Origin of the sequence: Paenibacillus sinopodophylli (assembly GCF_005930355.1) — a bacterium.
Lineage (GTDB): Bacteria > Bacillota > Bacilli > Paenibacillales > Paenibacillaceae > Pristimantibacillus > Pristimantibacillus sinopodophylli.
Map to the genome: position 1 here is coordinate 221,738 of NZ_VDBO01000003.1, position 17,930 is coordinate 239,667.

Sequence of the window (17,930 nt, forward strand, 5' to 3'; positions counted from 1 at the left end):
ATCTGTTTTATATTTTCGATTGCTGCCGCAACCCTTTTGGCGTCAAGCGGCGATTCAGATACAGCAGCAGCAGGTTTACGACAATCACAAGCAGCGATACAGGTATAGCACCAGCCAGAATAACGTTTGTATTAATCATTGATATGCCCCGCGTAATGATATCGCCGAGCCCCCCTGCGGCTATATAAGTCGCAATCGTAGCCAAGCTGATCGTTTGGACGGCGACAACCCGGACGCCCGCCATAATGAAGCTGCGAGCGATCGGCAACTGAACCATCCGCAATATTTGCCAGCGCGTCATGCCCATGCCCGTTCCGGCCTCAATTAAAGCGGGATTTACGCCCGAAACGCCGACATACGTATTCTGCAATATCGGAAGCAGCGCATAGAGCGTCAGCGCAATAATGGCCGGCTTCGTACCGATGCCTACCAGTGGAATCATAAAGCCGAACAAAGCGAGGCTCGGAATCGTTTGAATGACGGATACGACCGTAATAATCCCATTCGCCAGCCGTTTATGTGTCGTGAGGTAGATCCCAATCGGTATGGCAATCAAGCAAGCGATAACGACCGATATTAAGGACAATTCCACATGCTCTACCGTTTTCCGCAAAATATGCTCCCAGTCCGCCCTAATGGTGTTCCAGAATTGGTTCATGCCAGCACCTCCTCCCTGTTAAACTGCTTACTGATGGCTTCTAGCAGGCTACCCTGCGTGACTGCCCCGATAAGCTTATGCGAAGCATCCACAACCGGAACGATGTGGTTTTTCTTCAGCAGTTCAAACAGCTGCGCAATCGGTGCATCTCCCCTCACGAACGGAGCGTCCGTACGCATGATTTCGCTAACAGTCCGTTCGCCGTCCCCAAGCTGCTCTCCTTGCAGTTGATCCCGTCCGATAATGCCCAAATACTTATTCTGCTCGCACGTTACAGGCAAGGTATCCAGTTCATGCGTCTTCGCATATTGCAGAGCGTCAGCTGGTTTGGAGTACCCGTATACCGAAAAGTGATGAGCAAGCGCGCTGGAAACCGTATGCTGCGGTACCAGCGTCTTAAAGCGCTCCTGACCAATAAACTCCTTCACGAAATCATTCGCAGGGTGATTCAGCAGTTCCTCCGGTGTGCCTGCCTGTACGACCTTGCCATCCTTTAGCAGAACGATTTGATCCGCGATCTTCAACGCCTCATCGATATCATGCGTTACGAATACGATCGTCTTCTTCACATGCTCATTCAGCTTGATCAGCTCCTTCTGAAGCTGAATCCTGCTAATGGGGTCCAGCGCGCTGAACGGCTCATCCATGAGCACAATGGATGGATTCGCAGCAAGTGCCCTCGCTACGCCAATCCGCTGCTGCTGTCCGCCGCTTAGTTCATGCGGATATCGCTTACGGTACGCTTCAGGCTCCAACCCGATAAGCGACAGCAACTCTTCTGTGCGCTCCTTGAGCTGCCGTTTCGGCTCTCCCTTCAGCCGAGGAACAACGGTAATATTCTCTTCGATGGTCATATGTGGGAACAACCCAATCTGTTGGATGACATAACCAATATTTCTTCTAAGCAGCACGGGATCGAGCTCTCCGATGTCACTGCCCTCGAGTAGGATCTGACCCGCCTCCGGCTCGATGAGACGATTGATCATTTTCAGAATAGTCGTTTTACCGCAGCCAGAGGGACCTATAATCGTTACAATTTGCTCCTTAGGCACTGTCAAATTGAAGTTGTTCAGCACGAACCCCGCACCATAATCTTTGCTAACCTGCTTAAATTCAACGGCAGTCTCGCTCATCCTCATCCATCCCTTCTAAAAAGAAAAGGCCTCACTTTCCACTTTGGGAAAGTGAGACCTCCTCGCGCAAGGTAGATCTCTAATTATTATTAACATACGATAACCAACAACTGTATTACAATAATATTATGGAGACAGATTGTTGTCAATCATTATTTATACTAATCCTATCGGAATTAACAGTTTATAAATGCGTATAAAAAAAGACCTCCTGTCAACAGGTCAGTCGGGACATGCTTATGCGATTTATGACCCTTATTTCTTCAATTCGCTCGCGTTAAAAAAGTCTAGTGCAGAACGATACCAGCTTGACTCTGCTTCCTTCACCTCATCTACAAAAACAGCGTCTACACGCTCATTGTAGAACGAATGCAGCTTCGCTATTTTCGGAATTTCCGGTATTGGACTCGGATAGCTCCACAGTATATTTTCATAAGTTTCACCGTTAATCTGCGCAGATAAATACGAGGCATTCCCTTTGTAAGGGCAACTGGTCTGCAAGCTTGATTCCGTGAAATATTCCTGCCGAATGTCCTCTATTGGCAAGTAATAACGAGTTGGTAGCCCTGTTTCAAACACAATGACCGGACGTTTGCTATCCGCTACCGTAACGCCATTCAATACGACCTGGATGTGACGAGAACTTGCTATCGCATCAACACGTTTATAAGGATCACGGGGATGAACGAATATTTCCTCTTCCTCCTCGAGCCACTTATCCACCTTATTCCAGTAGAAAGCAACATGTCCGCGAAGCGCTTCGCTCTCCGGTATTGGGTTCGCATAACCCCACACCGCATTTTCGATAAAGCGTTCGCCCACTTGAATGCTCCAATAAGAGGCATCCCCTTTCAGAGGGCAATGGGATTGCTGCTCCGATGGGACTAACAAGTCTTTCCGAACATCCTCCAACGGGAAATAATAAACGGGTAGATGCCCCCGCTCATGCAGTGTAATAACGGACTTGCTATCTGCGATCGTCACGTTACCGACCTGCACACGGACCCATCGCGGGTTAAGCTCGGCCTTTATATTTTGCTTAGATGTATTATCCGTCTGGCAGCCTTCCTGCTCGGTTTGATGAATACTCATGTTCATTCCCCCTATTAATTATCAATATTAGATAATTCATTACCATATACGTATATTAACACCCGACTTTCAAATACACAACTATTATTCTTATAAAACCAATCGGGATTTAAGTGTATAATGTTATTCTTGTTTTTTCGCCCGCAGTGAAACAGCTGTTGCCGTCCTAGGCGACCCGTTTCATTCCAAGAAATATAGAGAACGGATGGCGAAATCATATCCTTCCTATATTTAAAAAAAGCCCATTATTGCTCGGAATGGAGCATTAACGGGACTCTGCTATTATCTAATGACAAGCGGTTCATGAAGAATGGCCGATGAGTCAATTAATCATGCTTGTCGGCAATCCGATAGCCTGCACCTCTTACGGTAACAATATATTTTGGAGAAACAGCGCTATCCTTGAGCTTCTTGCGCAGACTTTTGATATGGGCATCGACCAGATTGCTTCCTCCGTAGAAATGCAGTCCCCATACCGTATCAAGAAGTGATTCACGCGACAGCACAGAGCCGTCGGAAGATATAAAATGCAGCAGCAAATCGTATTCTGTCTTCGTGAGTTCTACGCGCTGCCCGTCGCGATCAACCGTCATCTTCTTCATATCGATTGTAATATCTTTAAAGCTTCGAATTTCTTCATCTGCAGCTTTGGCAGCGGGACGACTCGACAGCATACGGTTGATTTGCTTCACCGCTTGCTCGGGCTTCGCTGGCCACACAAGCAGCTCCGCAGCTCCAAGCGCGAATGTGTCCCGGCTGTCATAAGAGTTTTGGTCGAGCAGAATCAAGACGGGGACTGCATGCATATCAGCAGATTCCAGCAGCTCTGCTCCTGCTTGGAGCGTATGTCCTGTCACAGCATTCACGAGCGGAATGGCGTCGAAGACGAGCAGCTCCGGCTGCAAACTTTGCAGCATGCTCTTTTTGAAATCATGCAAAGAGAAAACATCGAAACATTCAGACGACAATGCCACAAGCAGGCTTTTCACCCTCTCGGGCAACGGGCTGACAATCATAACTCGCTGAGTAATGGAGCAAACGATCCCATTCTGAAGCAGCTCTTCTTCTGTGTAACTCGCCGCTTGATCACCGCTCGCAGAAACGTTGCTTATAATGGTTGTTTCGTCGCGCATGACTCGCATACCCCCTCTAATACAACCTGAATATGCATGATTCTATATTTCGTTTCCGCCGCCGCCTTCTGCAGCCATTCACTCGGAAGCTCAGCCACTACCTCATCTACTCGTCCGCAAACCGTACAAACCATATGCTGATGCTCATCCGTCCGTGCGTCGTAGCGGCTAACGGCCTCACCCAGCCTGAGTTCGCGAATAAGACCGACCTCGGTCAAGTACCTCAAAGAATTGTATACCGTACCATAAGCAAAGTTAAAGCCTTTGCCCTTTAGTCGATCAATCACATCGGCAGCTGTCGGATGATCTGGAGCCTGCTGAACGACATCTAATATCTCCTTGCGCTGTATCGTTAAGTTAATTTTGTTCATATCCGCATCATTCCTTTAGCCTTAATGACTTTAGACTAAGTATAAAATTATTATACAAAACGGTCAACCACGCGGTCATTCAGATGTGTAGGCTATGTATTTAATGAAACGCGCCGCCAAAAACTGCAATAGCCGTTTCATCTTGTCGAAATAAATAATCTGAATATTTACAAAATTCTAATAATGAGTTATACTAAGCCTATCTTAAACGAGAGGGGATAGCCCATTGAAGTAAGTTAGCGAAGCATGTCTCATAAACTCGGAAAGGAGTACCCATTAGGATGAAGGACATGCGGGACCCATAGCGAATGTCAATCGAACGACAGTTGGACAACCGATACTTAAGATGATTGGAATTTGAAACAAATCGAAAGGATGTTGATCGAGGTCATTACAATTAAGATCGAAGTCGATAAGGTTTGTAACAAATTCGAAAGGACAAAGCAGAAACAAGGCAAGCCGCGGATTGGAGCGTTTGAATAAATTGAATAGTTGTCTACCCAGTACGTGAAGGGCTTCTGGTTATCATAGATAAGCAGAAGCCCTTCTTATGTGTGTCTATAGGATTGGACTTAGCAAGCGTGAGATCGATTCCTTAAATCGATTCATAAGCGGTCGACCCGCATACAATTCAAGAGTAAGCTCGGAACTGACCTTCATGTCATCCTCGAATATCCGTTGCAGCTTGGCTGCTGTCTCCGTATCATAAATAAAGGCATTCATCTCGAAATTCAGCTTAAAGCTGCGAATATCCAGATTGGCTGTTCCAACGGATCCAACCTTGCCGTCAATGACCAGCGTTTTGGCATGTAGGAACCCTTTTTCGTACATATAGCATTTGACCCCATTAACAAGAAGCTCGCCTAAGTAGGAATGCGTTGCCCAATAGACGAAGAAATGGTCAGGCATGCTCGGCAGCATAATACGAACGTCGACGCCTGACAAAGAAGCGATCTTGAGTGCAGTCATCAGGCTCTCATCCGGTACGAAATAAGGAGTCTGCAAGCAAATGGTCTTTTTGGCTGCATAGATCATTTTGATATACGCGTCCTTTATTTGCTGATACTCCGTATCCGGGCCGCTCGCCACAAGCTGCATCCCAATCGTACCCTGCTTATCGACCATAATCGGGAAATAGAGCTCGTTCAACTCAATCTTGCCCGAGGCGGCCAAATTCCAGTCCATGAGAAACTGTGCCTGCATTTGCAACACCGCGTTGCCCTGTACCCTCAGATGCGTATCTCTCCATTCCCCGAAATGCTTGTTCAGCCCCAAGTATTCATCGCCAATATTAAATCCGCCGATGTAGCCAATCTGTCCGTCAATGATCACCAGTTTGCGATGGTTGCGGTAATTGATTTTCAGATTCAAGTAAGGAATACGCGACGGGAAAAAGGCCGCTTCCTGACCGCCTGCCGCAAGCAGCTCTTGGAAATAACGCCTCGGCAATCCGGTGCTTCCAATATGGTCATACAGAAACTTGACCACCACTCCCTCAGCAGCTTTCGCCGCCAGCGCCTTCACCAGCCGTCTGCCCAGCTCGTCGTCACGCACGATATAGTACACAAGATGAATATGATGCTGTGCAGCTTCAATATCCTTAAGCAGAGCATCAAACTTCTGATTGCCCTCGGTAAAAATATCGACTGTGTTGTTGCTCGTATACAGCGCATAGCTTGTTTTCAAATTCATGTAGATCATATCCTGATAACTCTGCGTCGCTGAATCGGTATAAGCGAGTTCACCATCGCGAAGCTGCCGCATTTGACGTTCAATCGTATGCTCAATAATGCGCTGGCTGTCGCCTAGCAGCTTATATAGCTTCCTTTTGCGCACCTTTTGCCCCAGGATCAAATACAAAATAAAGCCGAAGACCGGTATGAAGAATAGAATCATAAGCCATGCCCACGTCGTGCTTGCATTGCGACGCTCAAGAAAGATGACCGTGATCGCGAGGAAAATATTAAGCAGCATAATAATTCCATATAAATTCTGCATGATAACCGATTGAATAATAAACACCTCAGTCTGATGTAAAAGCTACTGCGATCATACTCCATGCAGGATGTATGTTCAAGCTTCATTATATGCTACAATTTAAGCAGAGCTTCTCATTGCTTCATTAGTACCCCCTTCCGAATAATAAGTAACACAAGATAAGAGGACTTACCATCAGGGAACGAGAAAACCCGATGATTTCATATGACACGCAGCTTTGAATCTGGAGGAACAACGATGGATATACGCAAATTTAGATTGGACGAGAAAGCGTTAGGCACCTTTAGCGAGGAACGAGATGAATACGAACGGGATTACGCGCGGCTTATTCAGTCCCCCGCTTTCCGCCGCTTGCAAGGAAAATCGCAAGTATTCGGGGCAGGAACGGGTGATTATTATCGGACTAGGTTAACGCATTCGCTCGAGGTTTCCCAGATTGCGCGCGAGGTAGCCCGCAGGCTGAACAAGCAATATGAATTTCTATCACGCAAGGAGCATCCCGGACTTATTCTGGATCCGGCAGTCGTTGAGATTGCGGCACTCGCTCATGATCTCGGACATCCGCCGTTTGGACATAAAGGTGAGGAAGTGCTCAACCACCTGCTTATGGAAGAATACGGTATACCCTACGAGGGCAATGCGCAAAACTTTCGCATCCTCATGTTTCTGGAGAAACGGGCTGGAAGCGGAAGCGGTCTTGACCTGACTGCTGCCGTTCTGCTTGCTGTTAATAAATACCCATACAGTCTGGGAGAGCCTGGTAGGCTCAAAGGTTTATACAATACAGAATGGGGAGAAATCGAGCAGCTTCGCCGTGCTTGGAAAATCCCAATCGGGTGCTCCACGCTGGAAGCGCAGCTGATGGATCTCTGCGACGATATTGCCTATTCGACGCATGATATCGAGGATGGCATTCGTGCCGGCAAAATTCAAATGAACCGCAGCTTTTTTGAAGACAGCAGATTGATCGACCATGTCGTGCAGGAAATAGTCGAGGACAAAGGCAACACAGGCATTGGCTGGGGTGAGGTTGACATACCTGCTATGGTCAAGCGCGTGCTCGTCTCCTATTTCGAGCAATGGCAGGAGCTGTACGCCGGCTGTGAGCGCGAGCCATCACGCACGCGCCGTGAGATGAAGGCAAGATGGGTAAGCCTGTTCGCTGCCAAGGTAGGTATCATTGACGACACTTCGCTCGGCTGGAAGAAAGTCACCTTCGTCAACAATGGGCAGCAGGATATTGAATTGCTGCGTACGATGGAAATTCTGAAGAAGCTCGCATGGGTGACACTTATTAAGGATTTCCGTGTACAGCGCCTGCAAATGCGAAGCGAAATTATGATCCGCAGGCTGTGGGACAGCTTCAAGGTTCCTGAATACGGAAGGCTCATCATCCCGCCCGACTGGATCGAGAATTACGAGCTGCACAAAAACAAGTGGAGCTGGCCGCGGTTTGTCGCGGACTACATCTCAGGCATGACCGACGCCTATGCTGAGAAGGTATATGCGGAGCTCTATGCAAGCAAATCAGGATCAATCTACGAAATGGATTAACATGCAAAAGCGCGACGAGTCCGGGAATAACGCTCCCTTATCGCCGCGCTTTTTTGATAGGCTGAACTGTCTGTACTTAGCCTATAGAAGCGCTAACCGCATTTGCTGACAACTCGGTAATATAATCGAAGAACCGGACAGGATCAACGTCGTATACAAGGCTGACTGGACGTCCACCCTCAAGCTCTACCGTACGGCCTTGGCTGGCTCCCTCCTTAATGACTGCACTGTTCACTGTTTTGATCGCTACAAGCTCTGGGTTGCCGACAACCGCTGTCGTAAGCACATCCCACAAATAATACGTCGAATTGGTTTCCATATACACAAGCGGCGGGCAGGCAGCGTAACATTGTCCTACGAAATCAAGCCCTTCATGTTTCCGAAGTGACGCCCAACGATTGCGAACCTCCATCGTCAGCGGAACCTTATTCGTACTCTCTAGCGCTACAAGTAGAATAGGGATACGGCTCGCCCATACACGGTGTACAGCCTCTGGGTCCCAGAAGGCGTTCCATTCAGCCGTGCCGTCATGCTCAGGCTCTTGTACATTTCCCTTCTCGTTAAACGTTCCGCCCATCCAGACGAGCTTTTCGATTTTCTCCTCAATGTCTGGTGCCTCATCCAAAGCCCGCGCAAGATCGGTGAGTGGTCCCGTAAACAACAAGGTCACCTTCTCGTCCGATTGGCGAAGCTGTTCAATGATATGCTGATGCGCGGGCTTATCGGCAACGCTGGTACGCATTGTACCCGATTCGTTCAGAATCGGAAGCGCATCTACAAAAAACGTATGCATCCGCCATTCAGCAGGAAATGGATTAACCCCGCGCGAGTTGGATCTCGCTACTTGCAGGGACTGTGTTTTTGCTGGATCGCCAAAACGGTCGATTATTTTGCGGCTGGCCTTCATTCCCGGCTCCAAATAGCCATCAGCAGGAATAACAGATACGCCGATTAGATCAATATCCTTCATTTGCAGCAGCAGAAACAGGGAGACCAGATCGTCTACACCCGCGTCATGATTGAAATAAAGCTTTTTTCCCATAGGTATTCATCCTCCTAAGTATAAAACGATATATCGTTTGTCAATCCTATATAGCGAGGAGGTGAATTGTCAATGGCTAAGGATGTATTGTGCGAAGTGAACTCATGCAAGTTCTGGGCAGCAGGTAATCACTGCGGCGCCTCTTCTATTTATGTAGTCAGCAACCGCGGCAAGCAAGCGAGCAACTCCGAAGAAACAGATTGCAAAACGTTTGAAGCAAAGATTTAACGCATCACCTTATCTATGAACCAGCGCAAGCCCTCTGAGCCGAATCACCACAAATGCCTCGGCATGTTTCAGATGAGGCTTGCGCTATTTGTTTCTTATTGCGTGACAGGAACAGCGTCATAATACTCCTCCAGCGTCTCCCCGCTATTGGCAAGTTCCGCTGCTAAATCTACACCTACGAATCGCAAGTGCCATGGTTCATATTGATAACCCGTAATTTTCTCCTTGCCCTCTGGGTAACGAACAATGAAGCCATATTCGTCAGCGTGCTCAGCAAGCCACTTTGCTTCCTTCGTGTCCGCGAAACAATCGGCAGCCGCACATTTGCCATCACTGCCCGAAATGTCGATAGCAAGTCCCGTCTCATGCTCGCTTGTCCCTGGGAAAGCGCTGTATGTTCTCGCCTTGACCAATCCATCACGCTTGACATATCGATCAAACAGCTTTTGCTGCGTACTATGCGAGCGATAAGCAGATACTCCTGCGAGCATGACCTTGTCATCCTCGGCAGCAGAGAACAGCTTCTCGAGCGCCGTTGCCGCTTCTTGCCGCAGCTTGCGCTTTTCCACCTTCTCGGAGAATATGAATCGAACATCCGGATAAACGAGATCTGACGGGTTATATTCCTCTGGAAGCTTGCGCTGCTTGTTCACTAGCACAGCGATATCAGCCGGCTGCGCGATGACAACCAGACCATCCTCCGTCTGCTCTTCTCCTTCAGCGTTGTTCCCTTCATGACTCGGCTGGTCGCTTGGCAACTCTTCACTGCCCGATTTGGATTCATCCGTAGGAGCTGGGCTCTCCGCTTCGGCTGGAGCCTCGCTTTCGGCATTTTCTCCAGTCTCAGCATCGCTATCGCCCGACAGCTCGCCGCCGTCTTGGGTTGTAGTTCCATCAGCAGCAGCCTGCTTAGGCGGAATCGTAGTCGACTCTTCTTTATTGAATAAAGAGTAACCAATTACCATTGCTGCGCATACCATAACGAACAGCAACAGCCTTCTTCTTCTTTTTTTCATCATTTGCCTCCAAAAAATATTTTTACATATATTTCATGTTTTTATTCATCTACTCCTTGTTTGTCCACTCTCATTGTATTAATAGACTACTAAAACTGTTGCAATGTTTCAATCTGCTAGCATGAAAATACTGCATCCAAAAAAATAAACAAAAAAGGTTCATTATTTCTTATCTTGCTAATATTTTGCTTGGGCATAGAGGAGCCTTTTGCCTTTTGACATTAGGGTGTCATAAGGAGCATAATGGATAAGAATTTACCGAACGCATATATATTATTATAAGCGGGCTGGCTGCCTCTGAGAGACGGCCTGTTTTTGCTGTGAAAGGTAGGCGGTTATATGACATTCCTTACTCCCAAGCGTTTATTAAGCACGCGTCCCATTCTTTTCTTTTCCTTGATTATGCTGCTCAAAAGTTATTTGGCATGGATGGTTATTTTCGATAATGGACCCTCATGGACAACGATTCTAAAAGAAATCCCATTTGTGCTCGTGGTGTACTGCCTCATAGAATGGTTCGCATCCAAACGCAAGCTCGTCTATTATTTGATTGCCAATCTATTAATGACCCTTATTCTATTTGCCGTCATTATGTATTACAAGTATTACGGAGTCATTGTTACCTATTTGGCGCTGGAGCAGGTTAATCAGGTTACGGCTGTCAAAAACAGCGTATTTTCGTTGATGGATCCTTACTATCTGCTTATTTTTATTGATATCATTGTTATGGGCATCATGTTGTTTCGCTCCAAAGGTAAAGGTGGGGGTAATGGGAATAACAAAGGTCCGCGCAAGGAGAATAAACGGCTTATTGTCGCTCTGTTCAGCATCTCGATTGCGCTTTGCCTATTCAATATCCTGCCAAACCGCGCAAGCATGAACGAGATTGTCAAAGCCGAGCAAATGGGTATTCTCAACTATGAGGCCTATATGATTTTCTCTAATAAAGATATTGATTTCGTTGATCCGAACCATATCACGCAAGAAAAGATTGATACAGTCAAAAAAGTAGAACAGCCCGCCGCTCCGCAGCTTTGGAAAACAGCGACAGGCAAAAACGTCATCATACTCCAAATGGAGTCGTTCCAAAACTTCCTCGTCAATCTCAAGATCGATGGACAGGAAATTACGCCTAACATTAATAAGCTCGTAAACGAAAACTATTATTTCAAGCATTTCTACCAGCAGGTCGGTCAAGGCAATACATCCGATGCTGAATTCGTCGTGAATACTTCCTTCTATATTCCGCCACGCGGCGCGGCTACGATGATTTATGCCGACAAAGAGCTTCCAAGCTTGCCGAAAATGCTGAAAGAAAACGGCTATGATACAGCCACCTTCCATACGAATGTCGTGGAGTTCTGGAATCGCGGCGAGCTCTACAAAGCACTCGGTTTCGACCGTTATTACGATGCTAAGTTTTTCGGTACGGAGGATACGGTATTCTTCGGTGCCTCTGATGAGCAGCTGTACAAGAAAACAGCAGAAGAGCTTGATCGTATGAGTCAGAATGGCAAACCATTCTACTCGCATGTCATCTCGATGACGGCGCATCATCCGTTTACAATTCCTGCTGACAAATACAAAATGACGCTGCCTGAACGTTACGAGAATACGTTCGTCGGCGATTATATCCGTGCTCAGAACTATGCCGACTATGCGCTTGGCGAGTTTATCGCAGATCTGAAGGCACGCGGTATTTGGGATGACAGCCTCGTATTGCTTTATGGCGATCATCTCGGTCTTCCTGTCTACTCGCTCGACAAGGATGACAAAGAGCTTATGGCAGAAATTTACGGTCACGAATACGGCTACACCGATATGATCAACATTCCGCTTGTAGTGGCTTCTACAGGAGTTACAGAAGGAAAAGTGTTCGATCAGCTAGGCGGCCAAGTCGATATCCTGCCAACTATCGCGAACATGCTGGGCATTTCGCTGGATAACCACATTCATTTCGGCCAAGATCTGCTTAACCAATCGTACAATGTGCTTCCTCAGCGTTATTATCTCCCATCCGGCTCATTCTTAAGCAGCAAAGAGCTGTTCATGTCGGGCAGTGGGTTCGAGGATGGCAAACACTATTCCTTAGCCGGCAACGGGGACACGGAGCAAGAAGCTACAGAGGATGAATACCAGCGCGCGCTGGAGCTGCTCAATCTATCGGATAGCTACGTCAGCCAGTTGCCAAGCTGGAAGACTAAATAAAAATACGAAAAGACTCACCTTGAAGCGCAGCACGCGGCTTCAAGGTGAGTCTTTTGCTATATTTTCGCAATACATTATAAATAGGCGGTTGGATAGTCTAGCTGTTCTTAACAGCCTCGAGCACTTCATTCACATGCCCTTCTACACGTACACTTCGCCATTCGTTAACTAGCTTGCCGTGCTCGTCCAGCAGGAAGGTCGAGCGTTCGATGCCCATAAACTCCTCACCGTTCCAGCTCCGCAGCTTCCATACGCCAAACAGCTCCGAAACGGTATGTTCTGTATCCGATAGCAATAGGAATGGCAGATCATGCTTATCCACAAACTGCTCATGAGATGCCAAATCATCAGGACTGATGCCGATTACCTCCGCATTGTTCGAACCAAATTGTCCGTTGAAATCACGGAAATCACAGGACTCTGTCGTGCAGCCCGGCGTCATATCGCGTGGATAAAAATAAATAACGAGCTTCTTTCCTGCGTAATCAGCAAGCTCTACATCCTTGCCATTCGATGCTTGCAACTTGAAATTCGGAACCTGGTCTCCAACCTTCAATAATTCACCCATAGCTGCGCACTCTCCTCAATCTATATTTTCAATCGTCACGCCATGCTCACCTTCACTCAGATACAAATCTCCTACTCCATGTACCGTTACACGCACAGGGAAGCATTCTGCGGACTTAGCCGTGAAATGCCAGCGTCTGCCCGTTTCCACCACCATCAGCAAGCCGTTGTCGTCCCCCACAGGGTTAAAGCTTTCATTGCGTGTCTTGTACGTAAGTAAACCAAGCTCAGCTAGACGCTCAACAGCTGCTGGAACTTGTGCTGTCGGCACACCGATCTCACTAATGCAAAGGATATCCCGCTTCGGATCGAAAGGGTGGCTCACTGCATTATTCATCGTGTGCCGTGCAATCAGCTCCAGAATATTACCCGCGGGATCTTCGAAATAAACCGAATGCGAGTTCCAAGCCTCACTATACGAAATATCCTGTCCCGCTTCTGTGCCAAGCTGCGTCAAAGCTTCAATCCATCGTTTTGCTTCAGGCAGCTTATTCTCTGGAATCGTAAAGGCAAAATGATAATAATGCTCCACGGCCGGCAGCTGTTCCAATTCCCTGAAGGTCAGTTCACTCCAGCCAGCTTGAACGGTGAAGCCCTCTGCCCCGGAACGAATCACGGGAAGACCCAGTACATCCTTATAAAAAGGCAGTAGCGCACTCACGCTCGCTGTATGCAGCAATAACTTCTCTATGATCATTCTACACCTCATTATGCTCGTAATACAAAATACTTTCCGTTGCAAAGGCTCGTGCCTCTGCAGCATCCTCATAGAGACCATAAGCCAGCATAAGCTTCGTCAAAGCTGCTTCCACAGAAAGCTTCTCGATCACGATCGCACCCGCTTCAATGAGTCTAAGTGAGGAAGAGTAAAGTGAATCCGAGCGGTCTTTAATCGGACATATGTACACATCAATACCTTGAGCGCGGCATGCTTTGATAAAACGCGGAAGCGAATATGGGCCTTCTTCCATCGCACATGCTGTTCCCGAATGATGAAGATCATGGAGCACCGCTTTCGGTTGATTGCTGCTGAAGTCGTAATAATCATAATTAAGACCTGGATAAGGCTTGATATAGACAATACTCGTCTCCAGTCGAAGCGATCCCTCATCCCAAATCCAAGTCGATTTAGACGATGACCGGAGCGACTCCGGCTTCGGATTGCGCTCATGCGGATACCACTCGAAGCGGCTGTCCACGATGGTGCCATAAGGTATGCCGTATGGGCTTCCGAACTGATCCGTAAAGGATGCACATTGCGTGATTCGTGTTCCGAGGTACACAAGCGCTTTCCCTGTATCATTCTCATATAACGCGAATACGCCTGGTAACTGCTCCTGTGCGGCGAACGCAATGGCGTTCGCGAAATTACGCCGACCATTGCTCCGTTCATCCGCTAGTGGATAATTACTTGCGGTAAGGATGAGCGGTATCGAAATACCCGCAAATAAATAACCCATCATCGCAGCGCTATAAGCCAGCGTATCTGAACCATGCGTAATTATAAGACCGCTATACAAGGTTAAATCCAAACGACGAATCGCTGCAGCGAGCGTGATCCAATCGTTTGTCGTCATATTCTCGCTTAAAATATTCAACGGCTGAATCGCATGCAGCTGAACATCATTGCGCTGATGCTCGCCATTGTTGTAATCGTCGATGAGCGAATACGAGCCTGCTCCATCAACATCAATGCCGGAGCCTTGTTTTTTACTGCCAATGGTGCCGCCAGTAAATACAACTAACAATTGTTTCAATGTTGTTCCTCCTTGCTGACCTGCCTCTGTTACCTAGCCCCATGTCATGATGGATTTGGATTGCCTTTATCGTATATGCGCTCATGCATTCCGGTCAAGACGGACCGCCATTCTTTAGATTTTATAGGTTTCCCCGTCATCCGTCCTTCATACGATCTTTCCTATACGTCAAAAAAGCCGCAAGGTATGTGCAGCCATAAGCGCCTGCCTAACCCGCAGCTCCTAACTCATTAATCACTCAGTTGCTTCCTTTGCTCCATCCAAAAGGCATCAAACTGATCCAACAGCCCATCGGTTGATAGGCTCTCCTGCAAATATTTGCGTCCTAGGACCGTACCCATATTCAAGTATTCGCTATACCCAGCATAATGACTCGGCCGCTTTACGCCTTGGAAGTGTAACGGATCATTAGCCATTAACGTATATGGAGCATATGGTCCTATGGAAAATTTCTCTTCAGACAGCGGCTTATTATAGATGGAGATAACACCCGCTGCATCAGCAAAGCTTCGATTGTTATCAAGCGTGGATAAATACGAAATAAATGTCCACGCTTCTTCTGGATGCTCCGACTGCTTCGCAATGCCCCAGCCTGCCGCCCCGACAATGTAGTGGGAGACACCTTCCGGACCAGCCGGCAGGGGCGCTGTCGCCCACTGGCTATCCTTCAGCTTGTCTTTTATCAACGGAATAACATCTGAATCCTGTATGAGCATACCCGCTTTGCCTGACACAAATGCCTCTACCTGCTCGTTAAAACCCCAATCAATGGAGGAGGGATGAGAGGTCTCTACGTATATCTTACGGTAGAGCTCAAGCGCTTCACGGGCGTGCTCCCCTTTGAATATCGTCGTTCCATCGACGTTAAACATCGATTCAGCCACGCTTACATTGCTCCCGTTATAGTCCTGTATAATCGAGGTCAGAGTGCTCGCAGCCCCTCTTCCCCCGCGAAAAGCATATCCGTACTGACCAATCTCTGGCCTCGTGAGTTGTTTTCCGACAAAAAACAACCCCGCCCACGTTTCCGGAACCTGAAGCGCCTTTGCGTCGAACAAATCCTTGCGGTAGTAAAGCTGCACTTGATAAAGGCCATATGGAATATAGTAGGTTATATTCCCAATGTCCCTTGCCATTAGCCGAGCATTATCGCTTAACAGCGTAAAATCGTTCCACTCTTCAACGTAATTGTCCAAGTTAACGAGAAAATCTCTTGATGCATAATCATGTGCTGTAATATCGCGAACCTCAACGATATCCACCTCCTCGCGTTTGTCCAGCATTGATAGAATTGTATCATCCGCTGTTTCGTAAGGCGGAAATAGGAGTTGAATTCCGATAGTAGGATGTTCCTTCTCGAACTGCTCGATCAATCGCTGAAGCTCTAACGTCCGCTTAGGGCTCATCAAACTTTGGGCAACCTTTAAGATCACTTTGTCAGCAACAGGCTGTACAGAAACTTGAGGCTGATTGCTGGCATGCGTGCAGCCGCTTATCATAGACATCATTAACATTAATGAGAGCGGGTACAGTGCTCTGCTCAACAAATAGAGCTTCATCATATCCCCCCGATTCAAGTAATGGTTGTTAACCGTTACTTTATATATCGGCTTCAAGCTTCCCAAACAATACAGTTCCAGCCTAGTTTTTTTTGCGGATTATGCGGCTACACCCCGTACCGGCTTGCGAATAAGTCCCCTTCCCCCCAGCAGCAGCAGCGTAGTCATTAACGTCAAACCGTACATCCATTTCACGAGAGGCGCTTGCGAATCTGTTCCTGCGAGAAATCCATGAGCCATCGCGAGTACAAAAATAGGATAAGCCAGCAAATGAATGGTCAGCCAAACCCCCTTCGACAGCTTCGTCCGGAAATCAGAAGTAAGCAACAGCAGCAGCATGCCGTAGAGAGACAGCGTGCCTATCCCATAAATAACCGGATGCTCATGTGCCGTAAAAGGAATGAGCAGCTCCAACCAAGTAAATGGAGTATACGTATCTATGATAAGCACCGCTGCATGCAGCAAGGCGAGCAGCGCGCCGCTATTCGTCAAACGCATATGATATTTATACACCGCCTGCTTTCTTTTACCCTTAACGAACGGATAGCTATATAGAATGCCCAACGCCATTCCTCCGAACAAGAGCAAATACGCCGCAATTCCGAATATGCGGGTGAGCTGCCATGTAGGCAGATTAATCAGCCAGTCCGTCATGTTTCTCTCCTCCTTCCCACATGGTCTTCCAAGGTGATTGGGTGCTGATGGAATGACCGATCTGATGTATAGATATAACTTCTATAAGTTGGAGCGTGTCTCGTTAGAAGCTGCATTCCTCTCTCGAATCCGGCGATGCAGAAAACCTTCGACCACACCTCACAAGCTGTAACGTCCGAGCCTGTTATCGTGCACTGGACAACATCGCTTGTACTTGGCTTCATCCTCCGAGGATCGATAATGTGATGGAAGCACTCGCCTGCTGCTGTAGGCCAGCTTCGACCAAGCGTGCTTGAGGTAGCTGCTCCGCCATTAAAGAGTCTAATTGCCGCATCGCTGTCTAAGGTATTCCACGGGTTCTGAATCCGCAGCTCTGACGGTTGCTCTTCTCCTATGTCATCCCATACGACGGCATCTCCGCCCGCATTGATCAGCCCTCTCGTAATACCTTTCTTACGGCGCAGCCAGCCCGAGAGCTTGCGAACGCTCCAGCTCTTTGCAATCCCGCCTAGATCCAGCTGTACACCACTTCTAAGTTTGACCGCTTTCATGCGTGAATCTAATTCATAAACAGCTTGTTCATTCCACGGGAGCAGCTGAGCATCTTGGTTTTCCTGAAACTGTGACACATGATCAAAGGAGCGATCGTAGCCTGCTGCTTGAAGCGCTGCGAGGACGTTAATAGTGAACAGTCCTTCTGAATGCAAACGATAGGTCTCGGCCTCTGTCAGCAATTGATACATTACATCCGATACGAGCATCCAACTGCCTGAGGATCGGTTTAGCTGACTTACTTCACTATTAGATAGGAAGCGGCTAAGCCGCAGCTCCATATCTCGGAACCAGTCCTGCACAAGTGCAGTATATTCAGCGCCTTTCTGCTCGCTGAGCCCATGGATAAGCTGCGCCTCTACATCTGTGTTCATAGCGCGGAACTTTACCGTAACAAGGCTGCTCATA

At 47.7% G+C, this 17,930-nt stretch carries 17 protein-coding genes; 3 read left to right on the forward strand and 14 right to left on the reverse strand.

Annotation, left to right across the window (positions count from 1 at the left end):
* Window positions 1-7: 7 nt before the first annotated feature.
* The 6 genes from FGT79_RS15950 to cls form a co-directional block, all read right to left on the reverse strand.
* The gene (locus FGT79_RS15950; protein ID WP_138753815.1) at window positions 8-658 is read right to left on the reverse strand and encodes an ABC transporter permease; all 651 of its coding nucleotides are present in this window, start codon (window positions 656-658) and stop codon (window positions 8-10) included.
* Complete coding sequence (locus FGT79_RS15955) at window positions 655-1,791, reverse strand: betaine/proline/choline family ABC transporter ATP-binding protein (protein WP_138753816.1); 1,137 nt, start codon at window positions 1,789-1,791, stop codon at window positions 655-657. The genes FGT79_RS15950 and FGT79_RS15955 overlap by 4 nt, the downstream gene beginning before the upstream one ends.
* A 255-nt stretch (window positions 1,792-2,046) precedes the next feature.
* On the reverse strand, window positions 2,047-2,883 hold the full coding sequence (locus FGT79_RS15960; protein ID WP_171056272.1) for a DUF427 domain-containing protein: 837 nt from the start codon (window positions 2,881-2,883) through the stop codon (window positions 2,047-2,049).
* A gap of 326 nt (window positions 2,884-3,209) precedes the next feature.
* The gene (locus FGT79_RS15965) at window positions 3,210-4,016 is read right to left on the reverse strand and encodes a winged helix-turn-helix transcriptional regulator (RefSeq protein ID WP_171056273.1); all 807 of its coding nucleotides are present in this window, start codon (window positions 4,014-4,016) and stop codon (window positions 3,210-3,212) included.
* On the reverse strand, window positions 3,992-4,387 hold the full coding sequence (locus FGT79_RS15970; protein WP_138753819.1) for a Fur family transcriptional regulator: 396 nt from the start codon (window positions 4,385-4,387) through the stop codon (window positions 3,992-3,994). Before FGT79_RS15970 ends, FGT79_RS15965 begins: the two co-directional genes overlap by 25 nt.
* Before the next feature lie 558 nt (window positions 4,388-4,945).
* Window positions 4,946-6,385 carry a cardiolipin synthase gene (gene cls, locus FGT79_RS15975; RefSeq protein ID WP_138754051.1) on the reverse strand — a complete coding sequence of 480 codons (1,440 nt, stop codon included), beginning with the start codon at window positions 6,383-6,385 and terminating at the stop codon, window positions 4,946-4,948.
* 237 nt (window positions 6,386-6,622) lie between these two features.
* Here cls and FGT79_RS15980 point away from each other — a divergent pair, with 237 nt between their 5' ends.
* Entirely contained in the window at window positions 6,623-7,939 is a 1,317-nt protein-coding gene (locus tag FGT79_RS15980; RefSeq protein ID WP_138753820.1) for a deoxyguanosinetriphosphate triphosphohydrolase family protein, read from the forward strand.
* A 76-nt stretch (window positions 7,940-8,015) separates the two neighbouring features.
* On the opposite strand, the gene FGT79_RS15985 is transcribed toward FGT79_RS15980, so the two are convergent.
* A complete protein-coding gene (locus FGT79_RS15985) occupies window positions 8,016-8,981 on the reverse strand; it encodes a nucleoside hydrolase (protein WP_138753821.1) in 966 nt (321 codons plus the stop codon).
* A 72-nt stretch (window positions 8,982-9,053) separates the two neighbouring features.
* On the opposite strand from FGT79_RS15985, the gene FGT79_RS15990 reads away from it, so the two are divergent.
* A complete protein-coding gene (locus tag FGT79_RS15990) occupies window positions 9,054-9,209 on the forward strand; it encodes a DUF1540 domain-containing protein (RefSeq protein WP_076266302.1) in 156 nt (51 codons plus the stop codon).
* Window positions 9,210-9,304: 95 nt separating this feature from the next.
* Here the strand turns inward: FGT79_RS15990 and FGT79_RS15995 are convergent, their stop codons facing one another.
* The gene (locus FGT79_RS15995) at window positions 9,305-10,225 is read right to left on the reverse strand and encodes a M15 family metallopeptidase (protein WP_138754052.1); all 921 of its coding nucleotides are present in this window, start codon (window positions 10,223-10,225) and stop codon (window positions 9,305-9,307) included.
* A 339-nt stretch (window positions 10,226-10,564) separates the two neighbouring features.
* Here FGT79_RS15995 and FGT79_RS16000 point away from each other — a divergent pair, with 339 nt between their 5' ends.
* Entirely contained in the window at window positions 10,565-12,433 is a 1,869-nt protein-coding gene (locus FGT79_RS16000; RefSeq protein WP_138753822.1) for an LTA synthase family protein, read from the forward strand.
* Between the two features lie 97 nt (window positions 12,434-12,530).
* On the opposite strand, the gene bcp is transcribed toward FGT79_RS16000, so the two are convergent.
* The 6 genes from bcp to FGT79_RS16030 form a co-directional block, all read right to left on the reverse strand.
* Window positions 12,531-13,001 (reverse strand): thioredoxin-dependent thiol peroxidase, encoded by a 471-nt coding sequence (gene bcp / locus FGT79_RS16005; RefSeq protein WP_138753823.1) that lies wholly within the window; start codon window positions 12,999-13,001, stop codon window positions 12,531-12,533.
* A 15-nt stretch (window positions 13,002-13,016) separates the two neighbouring features.
* Window positions 13,017-13,697, reverse strand: a complete 681-nt coding sequence (locus FGT79_RS16010) for a VOC family protein (RefSeq protein WP_171056274.1) — start codon at window positions 13,695-13,697, stop codon at window positions 13,017-13,019.
* A gap of 1 nt (window position 13,698) precedes the next feature.
* The gene (locus tag FGT79_RS16015; RefSeq protein WP_138753825.1) at window positions 13,699-14,757 is read right to left on the reverse strand and encodes an asparaginase; all 1,059 of its coding nucleotides are present in this window, start codon (window positions 14,755-14,757) and stop codon (window positions 13,699-13,701) included.
* Window positions 14,758-14,987: 230 nt separating this feature from the next.
* A complete protein-coding gene (locus FGT79_RS16020; RefSeq protein WP_138753826.1) occupies window positions 14,988-16,382 on the reverse strand; it encodes an ABC transporter substrate-binding protein in 1,395 nt (464 codons plus the stop codon).
* A gap of 33 nt (window positions 16,383-16,415) precedes the next feature.
* Window positions 16,416-16,970 (reverse strand): ferric reductase, encoded by a 555-nt coding sequence (locus tag FGT79_RS16025; RefSeq protein ID WP_138753827.1) that lies wholly within the window; start codon window positions 16,968-16,970, stop codon window positions 16,416-16,418.
* Window positions 16,967-17,929 (reverse strand): FAD:protein FMN transferase, encoded by a 963-nt coding sequence (locus FGT79_RS16030; RefSeq protein WP_138753828.1) that lies wholly within the window; start codon window positions 17,927-17,929, stop codon window positions 16,967-16,969. Before FGT79_RS16030 ends, FGT79_RS16025 begins: the two co-directional genes overlap by 4 nt.
* Window position 17,930 lies beyond the last annotated feature (1 nt).

Excerpts from the sequence above, each read along its gene's own strand:
- FGT79_RS15990 (WP_076266302.1), top strand. The coding sequence starts at position 9,054 with ATGGCTAAGGATGTATTGTGCGAAGTGAACTCATGCAAGTTCTGGGCA.
- FGT79_RS16025 (WP_138753827.1), bottom strand. The coding sequence starts at position 16,970 with ATGACGGACTGGCTGATTAATCTGCCTACATGGCAGCTCACCCGCATA.
- FGT79_RS16030 (WP_138753828.1), bottom strand. The coding sequence starts at position 17,929 with ATGAGCAGCCTTGTTACGGTAAAGTTCCGCGCTATGAACACAGATGTA.
- FGT79_RS15955 (WP_138753816.1), bottom strand. The coding sequence starts at position 1,791 with ATGAGCGAGACTGCCGTTGAATTTAAGCAGGTTAGCAAAGATTATGGT.
- cls (WP_138754051.1), bottom strand. The coding sequence starts at position 6,385 with ATGCAGAATTTATATGGAATTATTATGCTGCTTAATATTTTCCTCGCG.
- FGT79_RS15995 (WP_138754052.1), bottom strand. The coding sequence starts at position 10,225 with ATGAAAAAAAGAAGAAGAAGGCTGTTGCTGTTCGTTATGGTATGCGCA.
- bcp (WP_138753823.1), bottom strand. The coding sequence starts at position 13,001 with ATGGGTGAATTATTGAAGGTTGGAGACCAGGTTCCGAATTTCAAGTTG.
- FGT79_RS15950 (WP_138753815.1), bottom strand. The coding sequence starts at position 658 with ATGAACCAATTCTGGAACACCATTAGGGCGGACTGGGAGCATATTTTG.
- FGT79_RS15985 (WP_138753821.1), bottom strand. The coding sequence starts at position 8,981 with ATGGGAAAAAAGCTTTATTTCAATCATGACGCGGGTGTAGACGATCTG.
- FGT79_RS15980 (WP_138753820.1), top strand. The coding sequence starts at position 6,623 with ATGGATATACGCAAATTTAGATTGGACGAGAAAGCGTTAGGCACCTTT.
- FGT79_RS16010 (WP_171056274.1), bottom strand. The coding sequence starts at position 13,697 with ATGATCATAGAGAAGTTATTGCTGCATACAGCGAGCGTGAGTGCGCTA.
- FGT79_RS15965 (WP_171056273.1), bottom strand. The coding sequence starts at position 4,016 with ATGCGCGACGAAACAACCATTATAAGCAACGTTTCTGCGAGCGGTGAT.
- FGT79_RS15970 (WP_138753819.1), bottom strand. The coding sequence starts at position 4,387 with ATGAACAAAATTAACTTAACGATACAGCGCAAGGAGATATTAGATGTC.
- FGT79_RS16000 (WP_138753822.1), top strand. The coding sequence starts at position 10,565 with ATGACATTCCTTACTCCCAAGCGTTTATTAAGCACGCGTCCCATTCTT.
- FGT79_RS15960 (WP_171056272.1), bottom strand. The coding sequence starts at position 2,883 with ATGAGTATTCATCAAACCGAGCAGGAAGGCTGCCAGACGGATAATACA.